The following is a 24,038-nucleotide window of genomic DNA, read 5'->3' on the forward strand; positions in this document are numbered from 1 at the left end:
ACTCTGCCTCTTAGCGTGACTTCACGCCCGCACGTTATTCTTTAACCGCAACATCAATGCCTGGGAAGAATTTCGCCGCCAGCTTGGTCACGGTGCCATCAGCCTGAACTTTGGTGATAGCCGCATCCAGTTCCTGCTTGCGTTTGGCATCGTCTTTACGCAGGCCAAAACCGATACCCACGCCGAGGATCTGCGTGTCTTCTACCGCGCCACCCGCAAAGGCAAAGCCTTTACCCTGCGGCTTTTCCAGGAAGCCAGACTGACCCGCTGCGGACATCACCAGCGTGCCATCAAGACGGCCAGCAACCATGTCGTTGTAAACCTGGTTCTGATCCTGATAAGAGGTGACAGTCACGCCCTGCGGTTCCCAATGCTTCTTGGCGAAGGTTTCCTGCACTGAGCCCTGCAACACGCCGATGTTTTTCCCTTTTAGAGAGTCAACGGTCGGTTGCAGGCCTGAGCCGCTTTTGCCAATCAGCTGGCTTGGAATACGGTAAATCGGTTTGGTGAAGCCAATGCTTTTCATGCGCGCTTCGGTGATGTTCATCGCCGAGTTAATGGCGTCGAATTTCTTCGCCGCCAGTGCCGGGATCAGAGCATCAAAGCTGCTTTCTACCCAGCTACATTTAAAATTGCCCGCCTGGCAAATCGCTTTGCCCAGCTCGATATCGAACCCTTCCAGCTCACCGGAGGCGTTGCGGCTTTCGAATGGCGGATACTGCGATTCCAGACCGTAACGCAGCGTTTCCTGCGCCAGTGCAGACATGGAAGAGAGCAGGCCTACAGCCACAAACAGTGCATTCAGTTTCTTCATCAACTTCCCCTCAGGAGATTTATTAGCGAGGCTTCACCTGGCACAGCGCCTGAGCGCCCGCCTTCAGTGTGGCTTCGTCTTTTGCGAAAGAGAGACGGATCAATTTATTGTCAGTACCATCCGTGTAGAACGCCGAAAGTGGGATAGTTGCTACACCGTGATCAACAATCAAACGTTTTACCATTTCGCTGTCAGATTCGTCACTGAAATCTGCATAGCTGGCCAACATAAAGAACGAACCGGCCGACGGCAGCAGCGTAAATGGCGACGCTTTCATCAGTTCCGCCAGCATGTCGCGCTTACGCTGATAAAACTCCCCCAGTCCGAGATAGTTAGCCGGTTCGCGCAGGTAATCCGCAAACGCAACCTGCATCGGGGTGTCGGCGGAATACATCATAAACTGGTGAACCTTGACCATCTCTTCCATCAGCTCCGCCGGGGCCAGGCAATAGCCAACACGCCAGCCGGTGACGTGGAAGGTTTTGCCAAACGATGAGACGATCACGCTGCGTTGAGCCAGCTCCGGATGCGTTGCCATGCCCTGATGTTGGCGACCATCAAACAGGATATGTTCATAGACTTCATCGGACAGCACCACGATATTGGTGTTGCGGGTGATGGCCGCCAGCTGATCAAGATCGGCCCGCGACAGCACCTGAGCACTCGGGTTGTGCGGGGTGTTGATGATAATCATCCGCGTGCGCGGCGTAATTGAGGCGCGCACTTCATCCCAGTCGATGGCGAAATCCGGCACCTGCAGCTTCAGGCCGACCGGCACACCGCCCTGCAAGCGAACCACCGGCGCATAGCTGTCAAACGCCGGCTCAAAGAAGATCACTTCGTCGCCGCTGTGCACCAGACCACCGATTGCCGCATAAATCCCCTGGCTGGCGCTGCCGGTGATCAGCACTTCGCTGGCCGCGTCATACTGCTGGCCATACAGCGTCTGCACCTTGCTGGCTAACACCTCTTTCAGCGCTCCCAGCCCGGTCATCGGCGCATACTGGTTATGCCCCTGCTCCATGGCTTTGGTGACGCCGTTGATCAAGGCCTCGTCGCACGGGAAGTTGGGTGCGCCCTGGGACAGGTTAATGGCGTTATACTGGGCAGAAAGTTGGCCGATCACGGCGAAAATGGTGGTGCCAACATCCGGTAATTTTGAACGCTGCTGTACAGAGGATTTGATGGTCATGCTGTCTCCGTTGGAGGTGGAATGCGCAATGTCTCTATTCAACGTGAGCACACTTGAGCCGACAAGCGAATTGTTGTCATAATAGCTATGACTTTTAAACATAGCTCAGAGGCAAACAATGTCACGGCGCACGCTCCCGCTCAATGCAATTCATGCCTTCATTGTCACTGCCAGGCACCTGAATCTGACCCGCGCTGCCGGGGAACTGTGCATCACCCAGGGCGCCGTTAGCCGCAAAATCGCTTCGCTTGAGAACTGGCTGGGGTTTGCGCTGTTTGATCGCCACGCCCGTGGCCTGACCCTCACCGCTCAGGGCGCCAGCCTGCTTCCCGCAATGAAAACCCCCTTCGAACAGATGATGCAGGCGGCCGAACAGGCCAGCAAAACCCATGGCGTGATCCGGCTGAAGGCACCGACCTGTGCCATGCGCTGGCTGGTGCCTAAACTGGTGGCGCTGGAGCAGGCGCAACCCGATCTCCACGTCTCGCTAACCAGCACCGTCGACCACAGCACCCAGCTGGATAATCATGACGTGGCGATCCTCTACGGCAGCCAGCCAGTCGGCAGTTGCCGGTTGTTTGATGAGGAGCTGACGCCGGTTATCGCCGCCAGCCTGCAGCCTGAAAAACCGATGGCAGTCAGCGATCTCTCAGGCTTCACCTTTTTGCATCCCACCGCCGACGGGCGTGACTGGCAGCTGTGGTTAAGCCAGCAGCCGTCAGCGGTGTTGCTGAAGCGCAACCAGCATTTCGATACCATGGATTTGGCGATCAGCGCGGCGATTCAGGGATTTGGCGTGACGGTGGCCGATGTGACCCTGATCGCAGCGGATCTGGCGATGAAGAGGCTGATCGCCCCGTTCAGTGAGACGGTGAAAACGGGCGCAGTCTACAGTCTGATCCAGCGCCCGCCGGAAGAAGCGCCACCGCAGCTGGCTGCATTGGTGGCGTGGTTATGCCAGCGGTGAATTCCGCGGGCACAACCCTTAGAACGATACCCACTCATCTGCCGAAGCCGCCGCCGGTTTAGCCGTCAGCGCGCGCGTCATACCGCCGGCGGGCTTAACATAGGCAGCCGGTGCGGGCGCTGCTGCGGCAGACACGGGCGACAGGCGGAATTTCGAGACCGACAGGGTCAGCTCTTCCGTCTGGCGTTCCAGCTGACTGGCCGCTGCCGACACCTGCTCTACCAGCGAGGCGTTCTGCTGGGTGACGCTGTCCATTTCGGTGATCGCCGTACCGACCTGCGAAATCCCTTTACTCTGTTCTTCAGAAGCCGAAGCGATCTGCTTCATGATTTCGGTCACTTCCACCACGCCGCTGAGGATCGCGTCCATGGTGCTGCCGGCTTCACCGACCAACAGCGATCCTTTTTCCACGCGGGAAACTGAGTCAGCAATCAGCATTTCAATCTCTTTCGCTGCACCGGCGCTGCGCTGCGCCAGGTTACGCACTTCGCTGGCGACCACCGCAAAGCCACGGCCCTGCTCACCGGCCCGCGCGGCTTCAACTGCCGCGTTCAGCGCAAGAATATTGGTCTGGAAGGCGATGCTGTTGATCACGCTGGTGATCTCGGCAATCTTCTTCGAACTGCCCGCGATGCCCTGCATGGTGGTGACCACATCATTCACCAGCTTGCCGCCTTTGCTGGCGGTGACCGAGGCATTCTGCGCCAGGTCGCTCGCCTGACGGGCGTTGTCGGCGTTAAATTTCACCGTGGCCGTCAGCTGTTCCATACTCGCCGCCGTTTGTTCCAGCGCCGCAGCCTGCTCTTCAGTGCGAGAAGAGAGATCGTTGTTGCCGGAAGAGATTTCAGCCGCGCCGCGATAGATATTGTCCGTACCGCTGCGGATGGCGCTCACCGCTTCACGCAGGCTGTCCTGCATGGCACGCAGCAGAGGCACCAGTTTTCCGACGCAGTTACGACCGATATCTTCCAGCGGATGGCTCAGATCGCCATCGGCAATCAAGCGGAAATGCTCACGCATGCCGTCGAGCGGACGCACCAGCATTTTGACCAGGTAGCGGTCAGTAAACAGCAAGATAAACAGGCCGACGATTACCGACAGCACAATGACAATTTTGGTGACATCGGTCAGATGGTCAACGGTAACGCGGGTGGTATCCAGCTTCTGACCCGCCGCCAGATTGAATTTGTCGACGGTGGCTCCGAACTCGCGGCTCAGGGCTGGCGTGACGCCGGTCGCCTGGCGCCGAAACGCATCCATATTGCCCTGCTGTGCCAGCTGCATCTGTGGCAGCACGCCGTTATCCAGCAGCTTTTGCCAGCTGCCGATCACCGCTGCGGAATAGCCCGCATCCATCGGCCCCGGTGACTGGGCTTTAAAATCGGCCAGCAACGCAGACATGTTATCGAGCGCCTTTTGCACCGACGCCATATCCGCCGCAGCAGAGGCGCTGCCAGACTGGCGGGACTCCACGGCACGCGTCAGGCGGGTGATAAAGCGGAAATACTGATCGTTGCCTTTGCTCAGGGTGGTCATCTGATTGACCAGTTCACGATCGACCTCATTTCCGTGGCCCAGCGCATTGAGGGAATAGACGCTGTACATGCCGACGGCAGACCACATCAGGCAGAACAGCCCGAGGATCCAGAGCATCACGCTGCGGATGGTAAAGTTTTTTAACAGGTTCATAACTACTCCGTAACGGTATTAATGCGGATTACATCGCCTGAAAGATCGGGCGCTTATCCGCTATTATCGGCACGGAGTGAGAAAAACTGAGGGGATATCCGCTGGCGATTCAAAAACTTAGACTGACCTCCATATCAGTTAAGTCCTTGCTGCCAAAGTCATTTAAGGCAAAAATCGCCAAAACATTCGATTTAGCGGGGAAATAATTATGTTACGCAACTAGTCGTTTAACCGCACCATCCCTTTCATCAACAGACGGAACAACTGGGTCCGTCGGCGCATAAAGCGCTTTTCCAACTTCAGCACCGCCTGCCCCTTGACGCCAAAGCGCATCACCTTGTCTTCCCACGGACGCCAGGCCGGCCAGTTGATCTCGCCCTCGATTTGATGCGAGAAGGCGCTGGCATCTCGGGCAAAACTCAGCCAGTAGTCGCTGACCTTTTTGGCGAATGCCCGATCGTTGTCGGTAAACGGTCGATCGCTTATCTCGTCACCGAAGGCGTCCAGCGTATCCAGCGTGTAGGGGATTTCGTTACCGTGCCAGGTGCCGTTCACATACAGATCGCGCGCGTTTTCAGAGACATAATCAAAATAGTACCGCCACGCCGGCATGCCGTTGCGGTGCTGCGCCAGCGCGGCGATATAGCCCATGGTGGTGAAGGTCATATCGCGGGCCACCTGTCGGCCCAGCTCACTGTCGTCATACACGCCGTCGTACATCATGCGGATCATTTTCAGCCGCAGCCCGATTCGCTGCGTCTGGCGTACTCCGGCAATCACTTTTGCCGGGTCAACGCCAAAGTAGCTGAGTACGCTGGCTTCATCGCTGTTACTGCCGATCATCAGCGGCAGTTTTAGCTGTTTCGCGGCGGTGAAGACGCTGAGCATCGGTTCCGGTAACACACAGTCGCCGGCGATGGCCACCGGTCCGTTAGCCAGCGAGCTGTCCAGCTGCCAGAAGGCGTCAGCAGGCAATTCCCTCAGCTGCTCGGCCGTTGCCTGTTCCAGCCCGAAATGGCTGGCGAGCCTGACGCCGGTGTTGAGGGCTTTTTGGCGGGGAACATCCGGCAGCGTATAGGCGCTCTGGGCAATGCCTTTGTGGAAAAGCCCGGCGGCCAACGGCGAAGCAAACAGGGACAGAACGCTTCGCGCCCCGGAAGATTCGCCAAACAGGGTGACGTTGCTGCTGTCGCCACCAAAGCTGGCGATATTGCGCTGTACCCATTGCAGCGCGGCAATCTGATCGAGCAAGGCAAAGTTATTCACCACCTCACCCGCCGGATACTCTTTGTCTAACGCCGGATGGGCAAAAAAGCCCATATGGCCCAGTCGGTAGTTGATGGTGACGATCACCACCCCGCGCGAAGCCAGCGGCAGTCCGTTATAAGGTGCCAGACCGCCCGCGCCCATGGCATAACCGCCGCCATGGATCCACACCATCACCGGCAGTGGACGAGCCGGTTCCAGATCGGGAGTCCAGACGTTGAGATACAAACAGTCTTCGCTAAAGTTACCCGGATCGCCTCCGCCTACCGCCAGACAATATTCCCGGTTCTGCCAGCTGGCATTTCCCCAGGCGGTGGCATCGCGCTCACCTTGCCACGGTTTGACGGGTTTAGGCGGCTGCCAGCGTAACGCACCCACAGGTGGTGACGCATAGGGAACGCCCCTGAAGACAAAAACACCGTCCTCGAGACTTCCGCGAAGCCGTCCTTCCGCGGTACTGGTCCTTAACAAACGATCGTGTCTCATCATCTCATCCTGAAATAGCCTGCTAATCATTATTTGCAGCCGTGAGACGAAAGTCCAATCTTTGCGGCCATTTGCAGATTATGCTGAGCGGACAGCAAATCGATTGAAAGAGAGATTCAGAGGATTTGAGTTTCATCGCTGTTCATTTTTGATTATGTTTTCCTCTCCCCTTATCTGAAAGGATTTGACCATGTTTTCGGCCCTGAATAATGGTTTTTCCCGCCTGACCGATCGTCCTGATTTCGGCAAGCTGGTGTTGCGCCTGACCTTTGGCATTTTGCTGCTGTTTCATGGCGAATTTAAGGTAATCCATGGCGTCGGTTGGATTGCCAATATGTTGAAACCGCATGGCATACCCGGCTTCGTAGCGTACGGCGCGTATATTGGGGAAATTGTTGCCCCGATTATGATTATTATCGGTCTGATGACCCGTCCGGCCGCATTTGTGATTGCGGTGAATCTGGTGGTGGCCACGCTGCTGGTCAAAACCGGCGCGATTTGGGACCGTACCAACGTAGGGGCCTGGGCGCTGGAAGGCGAGGCGCTTTACCTGTTTGGTGCGCTGGCGATTATGTTCCTCGGCGCGGGTAAATATGCGCTAATAAAAAATCCACGTTTACAGTAAAAAAACCGGGGCATGCGCTCATGCCCCGGTTTTTTTAGCTCATCTGCGTCACACCACATCTCGCCAGACTGGCTTTTTGCCGCTGGGCATAGAGTGCAATTTCATCCTGCACCGCCGCGCCTAACGCTTTTTCAAACTCCGCTTTGCTGCTGTGGCCCTGACTCCGTGCTTTGGTTTCGCTGCCTAAATTCGACTGGAAGATCCCGGCGGCACTGACCGGCAGGAAATCCTCATAGATCATTGGCGTGGCGCTGATTAGCCCCGCATCCAGTAAAGTCTCGATATTTTGCTGCGCGGCAATCTGCTCAGGAAGCGCGCGGCCCTTTTCGCTCAGGCGGAAAGTAAACCAGGCCAGCTGTTGCACGCGTAAGGTTTTGGCATCATCCGGGAAGGCCTGGAAAATGTCGCCCAGCTTCTGCTGGTGAACGCGGTTGTCAGTGCCCGTTTCACTCTCCTGCAGCAGGCGATCGTACAGCTCGCGGCCTTTGGCAGTGAGCGCAATGCCCCGCTGTTCAATCTCGCCAAACCTGGCGGTGTGCGTGCCCTGCTGCGCGTCGCGAAAACGCACCGCCTCATCCAGCGCTTTAAAACTGGTCTGCCGCAGCAGGATCGGCACCTCGCGACGCGGCGGCCCTTCGATGATCGCTTTCGGCGTGATGCCCGCGTCTGGCATCAGCGCCTGCACGCGATCGATATCCAGCGTGCGCGGCGTCAGGTGGTTGATATGGCAGCCGGGGAAACAGACCACATCGGCGATCAGACGGTGCTGGTCGAGTAAGGCCTGATAGGTGCCCTGGTCAACGGTGGTTTGCTGATGCCAGCGGAAAGTTTCCAGCACTTGCGGAATAAACTCTTCCGCCTGCTGCTCGGTCAATCCACCCTGCTGCTGATGCAGGCTGACCAGTTCACGGCAGCGCGGCGTAAAGATATCGCGCGCGGCCAGAATTTCTGCCGCCTGCTGCTGCAGGGAAGGATCGTCGATCAGCTCTAAACGAAGTAACGAGGTAAACAGACGGAAAGGATTGGCATTCAGCGCGTCATCGTCCAGCGGACGAAACGCCGTGGAGTGAACCGGCACCCCGGCCTGAGAAAGGTCATAATAGCCGACCGGATACATGCCCATAATGGCAAACACCTGCCGCAACATAGCCAGTTCAGCCGCGGTGCCCACCCGAATTGCGCCGTGGCGTTCAACGCTTAACCGCGACAGCTCATTGTCCCGCTCAAGCTGCTGTTTCAGGGCCGGATTCTGCGCCAGCACCTCGGCATTAACCTGTGAGACCAGTTTCAGCAGCGTGCCATATTGCGGCACCTCCTGCTGATACATCGCCGACATCGCACTGGCAAACCCGGCGCGAAGGCTATCGGCAGACACCCATCTACTTTCCATTTTCTGACCCTTATTGCAGTGATGCAGTCAGATTACTGGAAAGCGCAGGAGCCGGAAAAAATTATTGGTAATTTGTGATCGGCCCCGGGATTGCGGGTTAGCGACGGTAGCCGTAACGGTATTTCGCCAGCAGCAGTAATGAGGTCAGCACCGCCGGGATCGCCAGGCTGCTAAACACTTCGGTGATGTTCCAGCCCATCGACAGCATTTGCGCGCCGGCAAACGCGCTGAGGATCGCGCCAACCCGCCCGACGCCATGCATCCAGCTGGAGCCGGTGGCACGGGCGTGAGTGGGATAATAGCTGGCAGACAGCGCGTTCATTCCGGTATTGGCGCCATTCAGGCAAAAACCACTGCAGAAGGCCACCAGGCTGAGCACCAGCGTGTGGGCTGGGGCAAAGCCAATCGCCACCGTGGCGATGGCACCGGTAAAATAGATCGCTGCCAGCGCCAGGTTGGCATTGAAGCGGTCCATCATCCAGCCCGCAAACAGCGAACCCACCGTGCCGCCTGCCTGATACATCGCGGTGACCAGCGCCGCTTGCGTGACCGTCATCCCCATGTCTTTCACCAGCGAAGGCAACCAGCTGCCGATCAGATACACCAGGAACAGCCCCATAAAATAGGCGCCCCACAGCAGCGTGCTGCCCAGCAGGTAAGGACGGCTCAACACCAGCCGCGCCGCGCCGTGGCACTGCGGTTTTTCCGCCATGGCGAACTGACGCCCGTTCAGTGCCTGGTCCGGTGCCATTTTTGCGACGATCTGGCGGATGCGTTCAGCGGGCGCCTGTCTGGCGATCAGAAACCGCACCGATTCCGGCAATCCCTTCAGCAAGATTGGCACCATCAGTAACGGTAAAATTCCACCCACCACCAGCACCGCATGCCAGCCGAAGGTGGGGATCAACCACGACGCCGCAAATCCGCCGCCCGCCGCACCAAAGGTGAAGCCGCAGAACACCACGGTGATAATGAAGGCGCGTTTACGTTCAGGAGAGTATTCCGCCACCAGCGTGCCGACATTGGGCATTGCCGCGCCCATCCCCAGCCCGGTGAGGAAGCGGAACAGCATCATTTGATCGACGTTGTGCGACAGCGCGGTCATCAGCGTCCATAAGCCGAAGAAGAACACGCTGCTGATGATCACCACCCGACGGCCAAACCGGTCGGCCAGCGGACCTGCCAGCATCGCCCCCAGCGCCAGGCCAATCAGTGCGGCACTGATCACCGCCCCAAGCTGATGAGTGCTGACGCCCCAGTCACTTTTCAGCGCCGGTGCAATAAACCCCATCAGGGCAATGTCCATGCCGTCCATTGCCACCACGGCGAAGCACAGGGCAATAATCCTTTGCTGGTAACGGCTGATGCTGCCTTGATTAATTAAGGCACGCACATCAATCGCAGCGGTACTCTCCACGTTAGCGCTCCATGGGCCAGCAGCAGTCAGGGGCTGGCGACGTTTCCTGAAAAAAAGTGTCGGCTATGATAACGGATTGTCTGCGTGTTGACCTGTCTTATTAAGGAACAACCGTTACGACAGCGGTGAATAAAGGCCGGTTTGATAATGCGCTTTGATACTTAGCCGCTATGAACGCGGTTAAAAGTGATGGAAAACTGTGCAAAAGCCGTAAATGTTAACTAAATTTTGCAATAAGGTTAACAAATCTCTCTTATGCGCCTTGCCAGTTGGCTGGCCTGCTACTTACGCTGGGTTATGGATAAAAATTACCTGTTTAATCAGCGCATTCGCTTGCGCCATCTGCACACTTTTGTCGCCGTTGCTCAGCAAGGGACGCTCGGTCGTGCCGCCGAAACGCTGTCGCTGAGCCAGCCTGCGCTGTCCAAGACCCTTAACGAACTTGAGGAGCTGGCCGGTGCACGGTTATTCGATCGCGGGCGGCTGGGCGCGCAGTTAACCACTATGGGCGAGCAGTTCCTGACCCATGCGGTGAGGATCCTTGATGCGTTGAATCACGCCGGGCAATCCTTCAGCCCGGCAGAGATTGATCAGCCGGCGGTGCTGCGCGTGGGCGTGTTGACTACCGTGGCGCTGGGGATGCTGCCGTCGATACTGGATCGCTTCCACCAGCTGCAACCTCAGGCGATTGTTCAGGTGGCTACCCTGCACAATAATGTGCTGATTGCCGGTTTACGAGCCGGAGAATTTGATGTCGGCATTGGTCGTATGGCCGATCCGGAAATGATGACCGGACTGACCTATGAACTGCTGTTTATGGAAAATTTACGGCTGGTGGTGCGGCCCGATCATCCGCTATTGAGTGACAACGTCACGCTGTCCAAAGCCTTGTCCTGGCCGGTGGTGATTTCGCCGGAAGGCACGGCACCCCGGCGTCTGGCGGATGAGATGATCAAAGAACAGGGCTGCCGCTTGCCGTCCACGCTGGTGGAAACGTCGGCGACGTCCCTCGCCCGGCAGCTTGCCTTGCGTTACAATTACGTCTGGTTTGTGCCGTCGGGCGCGATCAAAGAGGATTTGCTGCATCAGTCGCTGGCCGCGTTGCCGATTGCGTCGCACGGGCCTGGTGAATCGGTGGGCATCATTACCTGTACCGGCGCGCCGTTAAGCCTTAGCGCGGAAGTGCTGCTGGCTACCGTGCGTAAATCTCATTCAGGGTAGCCAGCACAACACTTAACGACTGCGTTTGGCGTGGCGTTCGCGGTTTTCCAGCCGGGCCTGCTCGGTTTTCTTCAATCCCACATAACAGGCCCCGCTGCCGCCATGTTGCGGCAACGCGCAGCAGTATGCCTGTACCAGATCGAACTGCTGCAACCAGCGGTCCAGATAGCTGCGCACGATGTTGGCATGTGAATCATCTTCCCGCCCTTTACCGTGCACAATCAACAGATTGCGGTAGTTCTCCTGCTCGGCCAGCAGCATAAAGCTGTAAAGCGTCTGTCGGCAGGTTTCCACCGGCTGCCGCAGCAGATTCAGCGTGGCGTTGGCGGGATATTTTCCGTGGCGCAGCTTATCCAGAACGCCCTGCTGAATACCTTCGGCCTTGAATTCTAACGGCGTTTCGCGTGGGATAATGGTGAGAAAACCGCTGGTCAGGGGATTATCCAGCTGCAAGTCTTCCAGGGTGCTGCGGGGTGATTTGGTTGAGGGGGATTTCAACCAGTGAACATTGGCGCAATCCTTTAGCGGCTTAACGTCGTCCATTGCCATCGCATCTTTAAACAGATCCTGCTCGTCAAGATTCATCTTGCGGTCCCCCGGAGGTCAAAAAAACGGAGGTGGAGAATGGCTCCACCCAGCAAGTTTAGCAAAAGTCTCGCCGGAAGCTATCCCCTTAATCGCCCCGAGAAAGCGCGTAACGGGCGCTGGCCTCATCGGTGATCAGCCCGGTCACCCAGCGTCCCCGTAATGCGGCGGCGATCGCTTTATGCTTGTCCTCACCGCCCGCAAAGGCGATCACTTTACGTTGCGTCTGCGCGGTGAGTTCCACGCTGGTCAGCCGCCGATCTAACTCGCTTGGCACCCGCTGGCCATCCTCGCCGATAAAGTGCCCGAGCATTTCTGCCGCCACCTTCAGCGATTCCAGCGTGCTCACCTGACTGTCGGTGATAAAGCCGTCGGCATTCAGCGGGCAGCCTGCGGCAACCTGCCCGATGCCAACGAACATGATATCGGCACTGGCCGCTTTATCGGTGACGGTGCGATAGATGCGGTGGTTGCACCACAGATCGCGGTCTTCTACGCTGTCGGCATACAGCGGCGCAGGCAGAATAAAATAGCGGCCCTGGGTTTTCTCCGCCATCCACAGCGGAACGTCATAGCGGGTACAGGAACCATCGCTGGCGATTGCGCCAATCAGCGACACGCAGCTGTGCTGCGGCCGGTCAAACTCGGGCAGTTCATCAATGGTTGCCCGCAAGGTGCGGCCCGAGCCGACAGCAATGGTCTGCGCGTCTTCCAGTTTCAGCGTTTGTGCCATCACTTCCGCGCCGGCAACCGCGATCATCTGCTGCAAGCCTTCGCCATCCACTCCCGCCGACGGTACCACCTGACAGACCTGCAGATTGAACCGGGTTTTCAACTGTTCGGCCAGCGTCATACAGTCAGCCACCGGATGGGTAATGCTGACGCTCACCAGGCCCTCCTCTACCGCCAGCGCCACCAGACGCTGGGCCACCTGGCGTGATACGCCGAGCTTGTCGGCAATGTCGTGCTGGGTTTCGCCAGCGACGTAATACATCCAGGCGGCTCTGGCAGCCTGATCCAGTTTCTTATTGTGCTTACTCATTCCGTTGCTCCGCGATTTTTTTCCAGCTTACTCTGAATAATTGCCCGACCATCGGGCAAAAGCAAATTTTGTGATCTATCCCGCAGACAGTCGAGCGCAGAATCCGCAGGCTATAACGCATCAGGCAAAAGCCCCCTTTGAGAGCAAAAGCCCAAAATCAGGAGAGAATGATGACCACTGCGACCCCGTCGATTTGGCTGCACATTGGTGCAGGATCCTTTCACCGTGCCCATCAGGCCTGGTATCTGCATCGCCTGATGGCACAGGGTGACTGCCGCTGGGAGATCGCGCTCAGCAATATTCGCGATGATGCGGTACCGCTGTTTAACACGCTGGCCGCGCAAAATGGCGAGTACACGCTGGAAACCGTCACCCCGGAAGGGGAACGTCAGTATGAGAAAATTACCTCAATAAAAACCCTGGTGCCGTGGGACGCGGAGCTTAAAGGGCTGATCAAGCAAGGCGCCGATCCGCGTACTAAAGTGATTGCCTTTACCGTGACCGAGAGCGGTTATTTTCTGGATAACGATCACCAGTTAGACCCTGAGCATGCGGATATCAAAGCCGATCTGCGGGGAGAGGCACGGACGATTTATGGTGCCCTGACCCGCGTGCTGCTGGCCCGCATGGCCGCGCACGGCAATCCGCTGACGTTGCTTAACTGCGACAACCTGCGGCATAACGGCGAACGTTTCCGCCAGGGTTTCCTCACCTTTCTGAAACTGCGCAACGAGCCGGCTTTACTGGCCTGGGTTACGGAAAATACCACCTCGCCCAATACCATGGTCGACCGTATTACGCCGCGTCCGACTGCCGATATCGCGCCACGCGTGCTGGACGCCACCGGTTTTGCCGATAACGCGCCGGTAATGGCGGAAGCCTTTATCCAGTGGGTAATTGAGGATGACTTTGCCGCCGGACGACCGGCGCTGGAAAAGGTCAATGTGGAGATGGTCGACTCCGTGCTGCCATGGGAAGAAGCCAAAATCCGCATCCTGAACGCCAGCCACAGCTGCATTGCCTGGGCCGGGACGCTGGTCGGGCAGGACTTTATTCACCAGAGTACTCAGACCCAGGAAATTAAAGAGATGGCCTGGGAGTATGTCACTCAGGACGTGATCCCGTCGTTGTTGCCAAGCCCGTTAGATCTTGAGAACTACCGCGACGTGGTGCTGGCCCGCTTTGCGAATCCGTATATTCGCGACACAAACCAGCGCGTGGCCGCCGATGGTCTCTCGAAGATCCCTGGTTTTATTACCCCCACCCTGATGGAAACCTACCAACGGGGCGAAACGCCGCGCGCGACCTCGCTGCTCCCGGCGCTGTTCTTCCTGTTCCTGCAACGCTGGCATCAACAGGATCTGCCTTATGACTATCAGGACGGTGCTCTTGATGCAGCGGCACGCCATGAGATGTTCAGCCATAAGGATGCGCTGGCGCGCTATGCCGCCGATGCCACCCTGTTTGGGCCGTTGTCACAGCGCGCAGAGTTTGCCGCGTTACTGGAGCGTTCGGTCGCCAGCCTGCAAAGCTGGGCCAGACATCCGCAGCCGGTAAGCGAATAAGGAGCCGGTTATGTATCTCGGAATTGATGCGGGAACGTCGGAAATCAAGGCGCTGGTGATCGATCGGCATGGTGAGATTATCGCCACTTCAGGCGCGAAACTCACGGTGCAGCGCCCTCATCCGCACTGGTCTGAACAGGATCCGGCTGAATGGTGGCAGGCGCTGCAACAGGCGGTCAGCAGCCTGCGTTCAAAAGTCGGCGAACGTTGGGCCAGCGTCCGTGCGATAGGACTCTCCGGCCAGATGCATGGCGCCGTGCTGCTTGACGGTGATAATCGGGTGCTGCGTCCGTGCATTTTATGGAACGACACCCGCAGTGCCGCAGAATGCCAGGAGCTAATGGCATTAGCCGCCGATCTGTCGGCGATTTCCGGCAATCTGGCGATGCCCGGTTTTACCGCGCCCAAGCTGTTATGGGTGGCGCGCCATGAACCGGCAATTTTCGCCCAGACGGCCAGCGTCCTGCTGCCAAAAGACTATCTGCGCTGGGAAATGAGCGGTGAGAAACTGAGTGATATGTCGGATGCGGCGGGCACCCTCTGGCTGGATGTGGCGAAGAGAGACTGGTCCGACAGCCTGCTGGCTGCCTGTGGCCTGACTCGCGATCATATGCCGCGCCTGGTTGAGGGATCTGAACCTGCGGGAAAACTCAAACCGGAACTGGCCCGCCAGTGGGGATTGCGTGATGAGGTGATCATCGCCGGCGGCGGCGGTGACAATGCGGCCAGCGCGGTGGGCATTGGCGCCGTCAATGCGGGCGATGCGTTTATTTCTCTGGGCACATCCGGCGTGCTGTTCGCGGTTAACGATCGCTTCCGCCCTAATCCGGCGTCTGCGGTCCATGCATTTTGCCATGCGTTACCTGAGCGCTGGCACCAGATGAGCGTGATGCTGACGGCTGCCAGTGCGCTGCGCTGGCTGTGCGATCTGCTGGGAGCGTCAGAAACCACGCTGTTAGCGGAAGTGGCCACCTTAAGTGCTGCTGAACAGCTCAACGCGCCGGTGTTTCTGCCTTATTTATCGGGCGAACGCACGCCGCACAACGACCCGCAGGCGACAGGATCGTTTCATGGGCTGACGCACGCCACCCAGCGATCGTCACTGGCCTATGCCGTGCTGGAAGGCGTGACCTTTGGCATGGCTGACGGCCTGCAGGTGCTGGAGGAGGCGGGCACCCGCATCAACAGCTGTTCACTGATCGGCGGCGGCGCCCGCAGTCCGTGGTGGGCGCAACTGCTGGCTGACGCGCTGAATATCCCGATTGTTACCCATCAGGGCGGTGAAGCTGGCGGTGCGCTGGGCGCCGCGCGATTAGGCTGGCTGGCTGATGGCGGTGACGAAGCCGTGGTCTGCCGCAAGCCTGCCGAATTAACCCGCTATCTGCCTGAGGCTGGCCGCCATCAGCGGCTGCAAAAGCGGCTGGCTTATTTCCGCTTGCTCTATCAACAACAGCGCGAGGCTCGCGCACTCGGTTTCTAAATCATCCCGGACGCCATGTCCGTCCGGGCCCTGCACGCCTTAGAGGAATCATCATGCAATCAGCAAAAAACTGGTTCGGCCTCCCCTTGTCTTTGATTTGGGGTTATATCGCCATTGCGGTGTTTATGAGTGGCGACGGCTTCGAAATGGCCTTCCTGTCAAAACACATCACCGACCTCGGATTCAGCCCGGCAGAGTCCGCTCTGGTGTTCACGATTTACGGTGCGGCGGCGGCGCTGGCGGCCTGGAGCTCGGGCGTGGTGGCAGAAATTATCACCCCACAGCGCGCAATGCGCATTGGCTTCATCCTTTGGGTGGTGATGCATATCCTGTTTATGACCCTCGGACTGGGCATGCGTAACTATCCGCTGATGTTGCTGTTCTACGGCATCCGTGGGCTGGCGTATCCGCTGTTTATCTACTCGTTTGTGATGCTGGTGGTGCAAAACGTTCCTAAACATCAGCTTTCATCGGCGATGGGCTGGTTCTGGGCGATGTACTCGGTGGGTATTGGCTGTATTGGCAGCTATCTGCCGAGCTTCACCATTCCGTGGATAGGCGAAACCGGCACGCTGTGGTTCGCAATTGCCTGGGTGGTGGTCGGCGGCGTCCTGGCGATGGTGCTGCTGCGCAAAGTGGGTGGCGAAAGTGAAAAGGCCAATCTGACCACCCGGGAGAAGTTCACCGAGCTCTCCCGAGCGGTGACGATTCTGTTCACCAACCGCAATATCTTCCTCGCATGCCTGATCCGCATTATCAATACCCTGTCGCTGTTCGGGTTTGCGGTGATCATGCCGATGCTGTTTGTCGGCCGGTTGGGCTTTAGCATGTCGGAGTGGCTGCAGATTTGGGCGGTGTTCTTCTTTGTCACCATCTTCACCAATATTATGTGGGGCGTGCTGGGAGAATATATCGGCTGGATCCGTCAGGTTCGCTGGTTCGGTTGCCTGGGTTGCGCCCTGTCCAGCCTGGCGTTTTACTATCTGCCGGTCACCTTTGGCCACAATTACTGGGTGGCGATGATCCCGGCAGTGATGTTAGGGATTACGGTTGCCGCGTTTGTACCGATGACCGCGGTATTCCCGGTGCTGGAACCGAAACATAAAGGTGCGGCCATTTCGATTTATAACCTGTCTGCCGGGTTGAGTAACTTTTTAGCTCCGGCGATCGCCTCGCTGGTTTTGCCCTTCTTTGATATCGTCGGGGTTGTCTGGACCTATACCGGTTTGTACCTGTTTGCGGGGATCTTGACGCTAATCATAAAAGTAGAACAACCTGCTCGCGTGAACGAAAAGAGTAAAACAAAGCACTATTCGGGCAGCATTACCGCAGTGGATAAGCCTTAGGTTTGATTAAAATCAATATATTCAACGGGATGCAAATTTAAACAGCATCCCTTCTTTTTATATGGCTAAAACTGCTCGGATCAGTTCCCTTCTGTGACTAAAAAATGTTAAAATTGACCCCAGTCAATAATCAATCGAGCGTATCTCTATGATCCCGGAAAAGCGTGTTATCAACAGACGTATCCAGTCTGGCGGTTGTGCTATTCACTGTCAGGATTGCAGCATCAGCCAGCTCTGTATTCCCTTCACGTTGAACGAGCATGAGCTCGATCAGCTGGATAATATTATCGAACGCAAAAAGCCGATTCAGAAAGGCCAGACGCTGTTCAAAGCTGGGGACGAGCTGAAATCGCTGTACGCTATTCGTTCCGGAACCATTAAGAGCTATACCATCACCGAACAGGGTGACGAACAGATTACCGGATTCCACCTTGCGGGTGACCTGGTGGGCTTCGATGCCATCAATGGTGGCCAGCATCCGAGTTTCTCCCAGGCGCTGGAAACGGCCATGGTGTGTGAAATTCCGTTTGAAACGCTGGATGACCTGTCAGGCAAAATGCCAAGCCTGCGTCAGCAGATGATGCGCCTGATGAGCGGTGAGATAAAAGGCGATCAGGAAATGATCCTGCTGCTCTCCAAGAAAAATGCCGAAGAGCGACTGGCGGCCTTTATCTACGGCCTGTCTCGTCGCTTTGCCGAACGCGGCTTCTCTCCACGCGAGTTTCGTCTGACCATGACCCGTGGCGACATTGGAAATTATCTCGGCTTAACCGTTGAAACCATCAGCCGTTTGCTGGGTCGCTTCCAGAAAAGCGGAATGCTGGCGGTAAAAGGCAAATACATCACCATTGAAGATCATGATGTGCTGTCGCAGCTGGCCGGACAAAGCCGCGCCATCGCCTGATTAAACTCCGCCGGGTTGGCCTGCTAACCCGGCGTTTTTGCCCCCTTCCCGCCTTTTCAGTGCTGTTTATCTTAACTTTAGCACCAGCTTTATATAAAAGAAGAAATCACTCGGACTGTTAATTCCCTTACCCAGTCTTGAAAGCGAAATATTCCCCTTAAAGTTGCGCTTAATTTTATCCTTATCCCGTACCCGGTTGCGGTACAGTCCAAGAAAATGTCGCGTCTCAACCAGGGCATGCCGCAATAAACAGAGCCTGACCGACTCATATCCTGGCTTACGGGAATAGTTGATTAATTTTTTAATCACATCGATATAGCTGGTTGCTCTGAGATCAAAATAATCCCCGCGATTGGTAATCGACTGAGCATTGTGCAGATAGGTATAGTCTTTCTCATCCGAAATATAAAAGTTGCCATTATTGATGGCTAATTCTACCGTCCACAGAATGTCCTTGTGGCTTTTGCCTTCATGGAAGGTCATTCGATGCCTTTTGACGTAGTCCGACCTGACCAGCTGTAGCCAAAGGTAATGGGGCCACTCATCGTTATCAACGCAGCTTTGCATCCAGCTGAATCCGCTAATCACTTTATTGCAGGATTGCTTCTGGTGGATCGCCACCTTATGTTCATGCCCGAAGCCATCGCGCCAGGCATTCATCACCAGTACATCAACGTGGTTCTCTTCCGCCAGCATTAAGCGGTTATAGATAAACCCGTCCCCGACACGATCATCCGCATCGAGGAACATCAACCATTTACCGCGGTGAACGGCCAAACCGGCATTTCTTGCCGCGTAAACGCCCTTGTTCACCTGGTCTATCAATACCACCCGTGGATCGGCGATGGCGGCGATAATGTCGCGGGTGTTGTCGCTGGAACCGTCATTAATGACGATCAGTTCAAAATTAACCCGTGTTTCACGGCAAATTTCGTCTATCAAATCACCAATGCTATCTGCTGCATTAAACACCGGAATAATGATGCTCACATCAATATTATCCGTCATGGGTAAACCACTCTTATTTAACATTGTTGTCAGCCCCAGCATTCTGTTGGCATTGCCGGTTTCTCAGTTCAATCACTTCAGTATGTAAACACTCTTCACACAGCGCTTTATCCGTAGAGGTGACTCTGTCGAATAAATTCCTGTCCTTATCACATCGTTCACACTCTTTTTTCGCTAACACCACATTCAACCCCAAAACATCAATTTTTTATCAGATTATTCATTCATGACTTATAATGACTGCCGTTACTAACCTGGCCGCAGATTATTGTGCCGGTCATTCATTGGTTCACGCTTCGGTTATAAAGTTCAGGGTTAGAGATTCCTAAAGTGCGAAATGATGAAGTTATAAGATTAATTTCAACGGCTTGATGGCGGGATGTTTTTAACACCAACGGCTTTGAATCACCCCTATTTCTGATTTCTGAAAAATGACCGCGTCTTGCTTTGCACACGCTAGCTACCGCTGATGGCGTGGGGTTGCGGGCGCCGGGTTGGCAACGCGGTTTTGCTAAGCCTTTTTTCTGCTGTTGTTAGCCGGCTGGCGAGGTGTGAATAGCCTGCTTATTATTTGTTATAATATTGATCCGCCTATAACTTTTTCCTTCTGCACGGGCCGCTATTGGGCTATCTTTAACCTATCACGATCAGTGTCTGGAGAACCCGTTATGACCAAGTATCAAAACATTCTCGTGGCGGTCGATCCGCAGCAGGACGATCAGCCTGCGCTACGCCGTGCCGTGTACCTGAACCAGCGCCTCGGTGGCCGGATCACGGCTTTCCTGCCGATTTATGATTTCTCATACGAAATGACCACCCTGTTGTCGCCTGATGAACGCACCACCATGCGAAAAGGCGTGGTCAGTCAGCGCACCGAATGGATCCGCGAACAGGCCCAGTCTTATCTGGATGCGGGCGTCCACATTGAGATCAAGGTGATCTGGCATAACCGCCCTTACGAGGCGATCATTCAGGAAGTGTTGAATGGACGTTATGACCTGGTGCTGAAGATGGCTCACCAGCACGATCGCCTGCAGGCCGTGGTCTTTACCCCTACCGACTGGCATCTGCTGCGTAAATGCCCGTGTCCGGTTTGGATGGTGAAGGATCAGCCGTGGCCTGAAGGTGGCCGCGCCGTGGTGGCCGTTAACCTTGCCAGTGAAGAACCGCATCATGACCCACTCAATACCAAGCTGGTGAAAGAGACGCTGGAACTGGCTGATTTAGTCAACCATACCGAAGTCCATCTGGTGGGTGCTTACCCGATTACCCCCATCAATATCGCCATTGAACTGCCGGACTTTGACCCGAGCGTTTATAACGATGCGATCCGCGGTCAGCATCTGCTGGCGATGAAAGCGTTGCGGCAAAAATTCAGCATTGATGAGAAGTTTACCCACGTCGATAAAGGCCTGCCGGAAGAGGTTATCCCGAATTTAGCGGAACATCTGGATGCGGGTGTGGTGGTATTAGGCACGATTGGCCGAACCGGGATATCTGCGGCGTTCCTCGGCAATACCGCGGAACAGGTTATTGATCATCTGCGCTGCGATTTGCTGGCGATTAAGCCCGACGGTTTTACCTCGCCGATTGAACTTGATGATGATGAAGACGATTAATATCAGTCTCTGAACAACAAAAAGGCCGGGAAATCCCGGCCTTTTTTTACACCTGAAGCCCCCGCTGACGGGGCATTTTTACAGGGCTTTCAGAATGGCATCGACGGTGGCTTTCGCATCACCGAACAGCATCTGCGTGTTTTCCTTAAAGAACAGTGGGTTCTGCACCCCCGCATAGCCGGTATTCATTGAACGCTTAAATACCACCACGTTTTGCGCTTTCCACACCTCTAACACCGGCATACCCGCGATTGGACTGCGTGGATCCTCCTGTGCAGCCGGGTTCACCGTGTCGTTGGCACCAATCACCAGCACGGTATCGGTGCTGCTGAAATCGTCGTTGATTTCATCCATTTCCAGCACGATATCGTATGGAACTCGCGCTTCAGCCAGCAGCACGTTCATGTGCCCAGGCAGACGACCCGCGACCGGATGGATACCAAAACGAACCTTGATGCCCCGGGCGCGCAGCTTTTCAGTAATTTCCGCCACCGGATATTGCGCCTGTGCGACCGCCATGCCGTAGCCTGGGGTAATGATCACCGAGGTGGAGTTTTTCAGCATGTCTGCCGTGCCTTGCGCATCAATCTCACGGTGTTCACCCACTTCATCGGTTTCACCGGTTGAGCTGCTGTCGGTGCCAAACCCACCGGCAATCACGCTGACAAACGAGCGGTTCATCGCCTTACACATAATGTACGAGAGGATTGCCCCGCTGGAGCCCACCAGCGCACCGGTGACGATCAGCAGATCGTTGCTGAGCATAAAGCCCGCTGCCGCCGCTGCCCAACCTGAATAGGAGTTGAGCATTGACACCACCACCGGCATATCCGCGCCGCCGATTGAGGCCACCAGATGCCAGCCGAAAGCCAGCGCAATCACCGTCATAATCAGCAGAGCAAACACCTGTACTCCGGTGCTGTCGGTGCGGACAAAGGCGATCAGCAGGCAGAGTGAAACCACCAGCGCCAGCAGATTCAGCTTATGACGATGCGGCAGCATCAACGGACGGGATGAAATTTTGCCGCGCAGTTTGCCAAAGGCCACCAGAGAACCGGTGAAGGTCACCGCACCGATAAAGATGCCGATAAACACTTCGGTCAGATGGATATTTTCCAGCACCAAATCAAGGCCCGGGCCATGATCGAGGTAGCTGTTGAAGCCCACTAACACTGCGGCCATACCGACAAAGCTGTGCAGCACGGCAACCAGCTCTGGCATTTCAGTCATTTCGACCTTCTTCGCCAGACGGATACCGATGGTGCCACCGATGACCATCGCTAACAGGACCCAGCCAACGTTGCCGCTGTCCGGGCCAAGCAAGGTCGCCAGCAGCGCAATCGCCATACCGCTGATACCGAACAGGTTGCCCTGTTTAGCCGTCTCATGTTTCGCCAGCCCAGCCAGGCTGCAGATAAAAAGAATTGCGGCAACAATGTATGCTGCAGTCACTAATCCTTCAGACATTGATTACCCCTTAGTTCTTACGAAACATTTTCAGCATGCGCTGAGTGACGGTGAAACCACCGAAAATATTAATACTGGCAATCAGCACCGCAACAAAGGACAGGAAGCTGACCCAACCGCCATGACCGATTTGCAGGACGGCACCGACCACGATGATGCCTGAAATGGCATTGGTCACCGACATCAGCGGCGTGTGCAGGGCATGGCTGACGTTCCAGACCACGTAATAGCCGACCACACAAGAGAGTGCAAAAACGGTAAAGTGCGACAGGAACGCCGCAGGTGCGACATTGGCGAACCAGCCAAACAGCACGATCGCCAGCACGAACAGCACATATTTACGCAACGGAGAAACCGGCGCCTTCTCAACTTTCTCGACAGCTTTCGCCGCTGGAGCCGCTTTCGGGGCAGCAGACACCTGAATCGGCGGTGCCGGCCAGGTCACTTCACCTTCACGGATAACCGTGACGCTGCGGATCACCACATCCTCGAAATCTACGCTGATTTCGCCGTTTTTCTCTTTGCACAGCAGCTTCAGCAGGTTAACCAGGTTAGTGCCGTACAGCTGTGAGGACTGCGTCGGTAAACGGCTTGGCAGATCGGTATAACCGATGATTTTCACGCCGTTTGCGGTGGTGGTCACTTGATCGGCGACGGTCAGTTCGCAGTTACCGCCGGTTTGCGCCGCTAAATCAACAATCACGCTGCCCGGCTTCATCGAAGCCACCATTTCAGCGGTGATCAGCTTCGGTGCCGGGCGCCCTGGGATCAGCGCGGTAGTGACAATAATGTCGACCTCTTCGGCTTGTGCCGCAAATAACGCCATCTCCGCCTTAATAAAGGCTTCTGACATCACTTTTGCGTAGCCGTCGCCACTGCCCGCTTCCTCTTCAAAGTCCAGCTCAAGGAACTCGGCGCCCATGCTCTGCACCTGCTCTTTCACTTCCGGGCGGGTATCAAAAGCACGGACAATCGCGCCAAGGCTGCCAGCGGCACCAATCGCTGCCAGACCCGCCACACCCGCACCGATCACCATCACTTTTGCCGGCGGTACTTTGCCTGCGGCGGTGATTTGACCGGTGAAGAAGCGGCCAAACTCATGGGCGGCCTCAACAATCGCGCGGTAGCCGGCGATGTTGGCCATCGAACTCAATGCATCCAGCGACTGAGCGCGTGAAATGCGCGGCACGGCGTCCATCGACATCACGGTCACGTTGCGCGCTGCCAGTTTCTCCAACAGTTCAGGATTCTGGGCTGGCCAGATAAAACTCACCAGCGTGCTGCCCTCGCGGGTCAAGGCAATCTCGGCATCATCCGGTGCATTGACCTTCAGAATAATATCTGACTGCCAGACGGTAGCGGTGTCGACCAGCGTGGCGCCGGCGGCCGCATAGGCAGCATCATCAAAACTGGCCAGCTTCCCGGCATCGTGCTCAATCGCCACGCTGAAGCCGAGTGCTAAAAGCTGCTCTACCGTTTTCGGTGTTGCAGCGACTCGCGCTTCGTTGGGCAACCGCTCTTTGGTTATTCCAATTAGCATAATAATCCCTTTCATCAGAGGTGAAATGATGGTTGGTCCTGCTGCAACGGCCCAAACGACCGGTGCAGGATCTGTTTCAAACTGTTTATAACCTACTGAAAATATGTGCTGCGATCCAGCCACGGCACGACACTTCGCGACTTTTCATATAAAAATTCAGAGGAAAGCGGCAAAGGCATCACTTTGATACTGTATTTACTCGACAAACACGCATAATCTGCTAGCAAAAAACATCCTGACGGGCCTGCCAGCGTGGGAAAAACATATTATTTAACAATGAATTAACGATATAAGTGATATCAATAACCAGCTTAGGTGGTAAGCGGACGGCTAAGCGCGCAATTTAACAATTATTTAATATCCTCACCGTGGGTGTGCTCAGCGCAGACAACCAATCGCTCAAAATGGCTGAGAC

General features: G+C 56.0%; 19 protein-coding genes. 8 read left to right on the top strand and 11 right to left on the bottom strand.

Going from position 1 to position 24,038, the window contains the following annotated elements; genetic code table 11:
* Positions 1 to 34 precede the first annotated feature (34 nt).
* Both AC0IXH_RS07055 and AC0IXH_RS07060 read right to left on the bottom strand, forming a co-directional pair.
* Positions 35 to 814 carry a transporter substrate-binding domain-containing protein gene (locus AC0IXH_RS07055; RefSeq protein WP_013202043.1) on the bottom strand — a complete coding sequence of 260 codons (780 nt, stop codon included), beginning with the start codon at positions 812 to 814 and terminating at the stop codon, positions 35 to 37.
* A gap of 22 nt (positions 815 to 836) precedes the next feature.
* Positions 837 to 2,006 carry a methionine aminotransferase gene (locus AC0IXH_RS07060; RefSeq protein ID WP_471720252.1) on the bottom strand — a complete coding sequence of 390 codons (1,170 nt, stop codon included), beginning with the start codon at positions 2,004 to 2,006 and terminating at the stop codon, positions 837 to 839.
* A 118-nt stretch (positions 2,007 to 2,124) separates the two neighbouring features.
* Here AC0IXH_RS07060 and AC0IXH_RS07065 point away from each other — a divergent pair, with 118 nt between their 5' ends.
* Positions 2,125 to 2,973: a LysR substrate-binding domain-containing protein gene (locus tag AC0IXH_RS07065; RefSeq protein ID WP_471720253.1), complete on the top strand. Its 849-nt coding sequence runs from the start codon at positions 2,125 to 2,127 to the stop codon at positions 2,971 to 2,973.
* Positions 2,974 to 2,991: 18 nt separating this feature from the next.
* On the opposite strand, the gene AC0IXH_RS07070 is transcribed toward AC0IXH_RS07065, so the two are convergent.
* A complete protein-coding gene (locus tag AC0IXH_RS07070) occupies positions 2,992 to 4,662 on the bottom strand; it encodes a methyl-accepting chemotaxis protein (RefSeq protein ID WP_013202040.1) in 1,671 nt (556 codons plus the stop codon).
* A gap of 219 nt (positions 4,663 to 4,881) precedes the next feature.
* Positions 4,882 to 6,414, bottom strand: a complete 1,533-nt coding sequence (locus tag AC0IXH_RS07075) for a carboxylesterase/lipase family protein (protein ID WP_105759086.1) — start codon at positions 6,412 to 6,414, stop codon at positions 4,882 to 4,884.
* Positions 6,415 to 6,604: 190 nt separating this feature from the next.
* Between AC0IXH_RS07075 and AC0IXH_RS07080 the strand changes: the two genes are divergently transcribed.
* The gene (locus tag AC0IXH_RS07080) at positions 6,605 to 7,039 is read left to right on the top strand and encodes a DoxX family protein (protein WP_105759087.1); all 435 of its coding nucleotides are present in this window, start codon (positions 6,605 to 6,607) and stop codon (positions 7,037 to 7,039) included.
* Between the two features lie 34 nt (positions 7,040 to 7,073).
* Here AC0IXH_RS07080 and hglS read toward each other — a convergent pair whose 3' ends face one another.
* Complete coding sequence (gene hglS, locus AC0IXH_RS07085) at positions 7,074 to 8,429, bottom strand: 2-oxoadipate dioxygenase/decarboxylase HglS (RefSeq protein ID WP_346567869.1); 1,356 nt, start codon at positions 8,427 to 8,429, stop codon at positions 7,074 to 7,076.
* 97 nt (positions 8,430 to 8,526) lie between these two features.
* Positions 8,527 to 9,846, bottom strand: coding sequence for an MFS transporter (locus AC0IXH_RS07090; RefSeq protein ID WP_471720254.1), 1,320 nt, complete (start codon positions 9,844 to 9,846; stop codon positions 8,527 to 8,529).
* 297 nt (positions 9,847 to 10,143) lie between these two features.
* Between AC0IXH_RS07090 and AC0IXH_RS07095 the strand changes: the two genes are divergently transcribed.
* Positions 10,144 to 11,067 carry a LysR substrate-binding domain-containing protein gene (locus tag AC0IXH_RS07095; RefSeq protein ID WP_041692291.1) on the top strand — a complete coding sequence of 308 codons (924 nt, stop codon included), beginning with the start codon at positions 10,144 to 10,146 and terminating at the stop codon, positions 11,065 to 11,067.
* A gap of 12 nt (positions 11,068 to 11,079) precedes the next feature.
* Here the strand turns inward: AC0IXH_RS07095 and smrA are convergent, their stop codons facing one another.
* On the bottom strand, positions 11,080 to 11,652 hold the full coding sequence (gene smrA, locus AC0IXH_RS07100) for a DNA endonuclease SmrA (protein ID WP_471720255.1): 573 nt from the start codon (positions 11,650 to 11,652) through the stop codon (positions 11,080 to 11,082).
* 88 nt (positions 11,653 to 11,740) lie between these two features.
* Complete coding sequence (locus AC0IXH_RS07105) at positions 11,741 to 12,694, bottom strand: sugar-binding transcriptional regulator (RefSeq protein ID WP_471720256.1); 954 nt, start codon at positions 12,692 to 12,694, stop codon at positions 11,741 to 11,743.
* Positions 12,695 to 12,864: 170 nt separating this feature from the next.
* On the opposite strand from AC0IXH_RS07105, the gene dalD reads away from it, so the two are divergent.
* The 4 genes from dalD (at position 12,865) to AC0IXH_RS07125 (ending at position 17,989) form a co-directional block, all read left to right on the top strand.
* Positions 12,865 to 14,259: a D-arabinitol 4-dehydrogenase gene (gene dalD / locus AC0IXH_RS07110; RefSeq protein ID WP_471721133.1), complete on the top strand. Its 1,395-nt coding sequence runs from the start codon at positions 12,865 to 12,867 to the stop codon at positions 14,257 to 14,259.
* Between the two features lie 10 nt (positions 14,260 to 14,269).
* Positions 14,270 to 15,739 carry a xylulokinase gene (gene xylB, locus AC0IXH_RS07115; protein ID WP_471720257.1) on the top strand — a complete coding sequence of 490 codons (1,470 nt, stop codon included), beginning with the start codon at positions 14,270 to 14,272 and terminating at the stop codon, positions 15,737 to 15,739.
* A gap of 53 nt (positions 15,740 to 15,792) precedes the next feature.
* The gene (locus AC0IXH_RS07120; protein WP_346567876.1) at positions 15,793 to 17,085 is read left to right on the top strand and encodes an MFS transporter; all 1,293 of its coding nucleotides are present in this window, start codon (positions 15,793 to 15,795) and stop codon (positions 17,083 to 17,085) included.
* Between the two features lie 148 nt (positions 17,086 to 17,233).
* On the top strand, positions 17,234 to 17,989 hold the full coding sequence (locus tag AC0IXH_RS07125) for an FNR family transcription factor (RefSeq protein ID WP_013202029.1): 756 nt from the start codon (positions 17,234 to 17,236) through the stop codon (positions 17,987 to 17,989).
* Between the two features lie 66 nt (positions 17,990 to 18,055).
* On the opposite strand, the gene AC0IXH_RS07130 is transcribed toward AC0IXH_RS07125, so the two are convergent.
* Entirely contained in the window at positions 18,056 to 19,039 is a 984-nt protein-coding gene (locus AC0IXH_RS07130) for a glycosyltransferase (protein WP_471720258.1), read from the bottom strand.
* A gap of 626 nt (positions 19,040 to 19,665) precedes the next feature.
* Here AC0IXH_RS07130 and uspE point away from each other — a divergent pair.
* Positions 19,666 to 20,616: a universal stress protein UspE gene (gene uspE, locus AC0IXH_RS07135; RefSeq protein ID WP_013202026.1), complete on the top strand. Its 951-nt coding sequence runs from the start codon at positions 19,666 to 19,668 to the stop codon at positions 20,614 to 20,616.
* Between the two features lie 78 nt (positions 20,617 to 20,694).
* Here uspE and pntB read toward each other — a convergent pair whose 3' ends face one another.
* Positions 20,695 to 22,083 carry a Re/Si-specific NAD(P)(+) transhydrogenase subunit beta gene (gene pntB / locus AC0IXH_RS07140; protein ID WP_013202025.1) on the bottom strand — a complete coding sequence of 463 codons (1,389 nt, stop codon included), beginning with the start codon at positions 22,081 to 22,083 and terminating at the stop codon, positions 20,695 to 20,697.
* Positions 22,084 to 22,093: 10 nt separating this feature from the next.
* Entirely contained in the window at positions 22,094 to 23,623 is a 1,530-nt protein-coding gene (gene pntA, locus AC0IXH_RS07145) for a Re/Si-specific NAD(P)(+) transhydrogenase subunit alpha (RefSeq protein ID WP_471720259.1), read from the bottom strand.
* Between the last annotated feature and the right edge of the window lie 415 nt (positions 23,624 to 24,038).

The organism is Erwinia sp. AC075, assembly GCF_979253995.1.

Excerpts from the sequence above, each read along its gene's own strand:
- AC0IXH_RS07055 (WP_013202043.1), bottom strand. The coding sequence starts at position 814 with ATGAAGAAACTGAATGCACTGTTTGTGGCTGTAGGCCTGCTCTCTTCC.
- AC0IXH_RS07060 (WP_471720252.1), bottom strand. The coding sequence starts at position 2,006 with ATGACCATCAAATCCTCTGTACAGCAGCGTTCAAAATTACCGGATGTT.
- AC0IXH_RS07065 (WP_471720253.1), top strand. The coding sequence starts at position 2,125 with ATGTCACGGCGCACGCTCCCGCTCAATGCAATTCATGCCTTCATTGTC.
- AC0IXH_RS07070 (WP_013202040.1), bottom strand. The coding sequence starts at position 4,662 with ATGAACCTGTTAAAAAACTTTACCATCCGCAGCGTGATGCTCTGGATC.
- AC0IXH_RS07075 (WP_105759086.1), bottom strand. The coding sequence starts at position 6,414 with ATGAGACACGATCGTTTGTTAAGGACCAGTACCGCGGAAGGACGGCTT.
- AC0IXH_RS07080 (WP_105759087.1), top strand. The coding sequence starts at position 6,605 with ATGTTTTCGGCCCTGAATAATGGTTTTTCCCGCCTGACCGATCGTCCT.
- hglS (WP_346567869.1), bottom strand. The coding sequence starts at position 8,429 with ATGGAAAGTAGATGGGTGTCTGCCGATAGCCTTCGCGCCGGGTTTGCC.
- AC0IXH_RS07095 (WP_041692291.1), top strand. The coding sequence starts at position 10,144 with ATGGATAAAAATTACCTGTTTAATCAGCGCATTCGCTTGCGCCATCTG.
- smrA (WP_471720255.1), bottom strand. The coding sequence starts at position 11,652 with ATGAATCTTGACGAGCAGGATCTGTTTAAAGATGCGATGGCAATGGAC.
- AC0IXH_RS07105 (WP_471720256.1), bottom strand. The coding sequence starts at position 12,694 with ATGAGTAAGCACAATAAGAAACTGGATCAGGCTGCCAGAGCCGCCTGG.
- dalD (WP_471721133.1), top strand. The coding sequence starts at position 12,865 with ATGACCACTGCGACCCCGTCGATTTGGCTGCACATTGGTGCAGGATCC.
- xylB (WP_471720257.1), top strand. The coding sequence starts at position 14,270 with ATGTATCTCGGAATTGATGCGGGAACGTCGGAAATCAAGGCGCTGGTG.
- AC0IXH_RS07120 (WP_346567876.1), top strand. The coding sequence starts at position 15,793 with ATGCAATCAGCAAAAAACTGGTTCGGCCTCCCCTTGTCTTTGATTTGG.
- AC0IXH_RS07125 (WP_013202029.1), top strand. The coding sequence starts at position 17,234 with ATGATCCCGGAAAAGCGTGTTATCAACAGACGTATCCAGTCTGGCGGT.
- AC0IXH_RS07130 (WP_471720258.1), bottom strand. The coding sequence starts at position 19,039 with ATGCTGGGGCTGACAACAATGTTAAATAAGAGTGGTTTACCCATGACG.
- uspE (WP_013202026.1), top strand. The coding sequence starts at position 19,666 with ATGACCAAGTATCAAAACATTCTCGTGGCGGTCGATCCGCAGCAGGAC.
- pntB (WP_013202025.1), bottom strand. The coding sequence starts at position 22,083 with ATGTCTGAAGGATTAGTGACTGCAGCATACATTGTTGCCGCAATTCTT.
- pntA (WP_471720259.1), bottom strand. The coding sequence starts at position 23,623 with ATGCTAATTGGAATAACCAAAGAGCGGTTGCCCAACGAAGCGCGAGTC.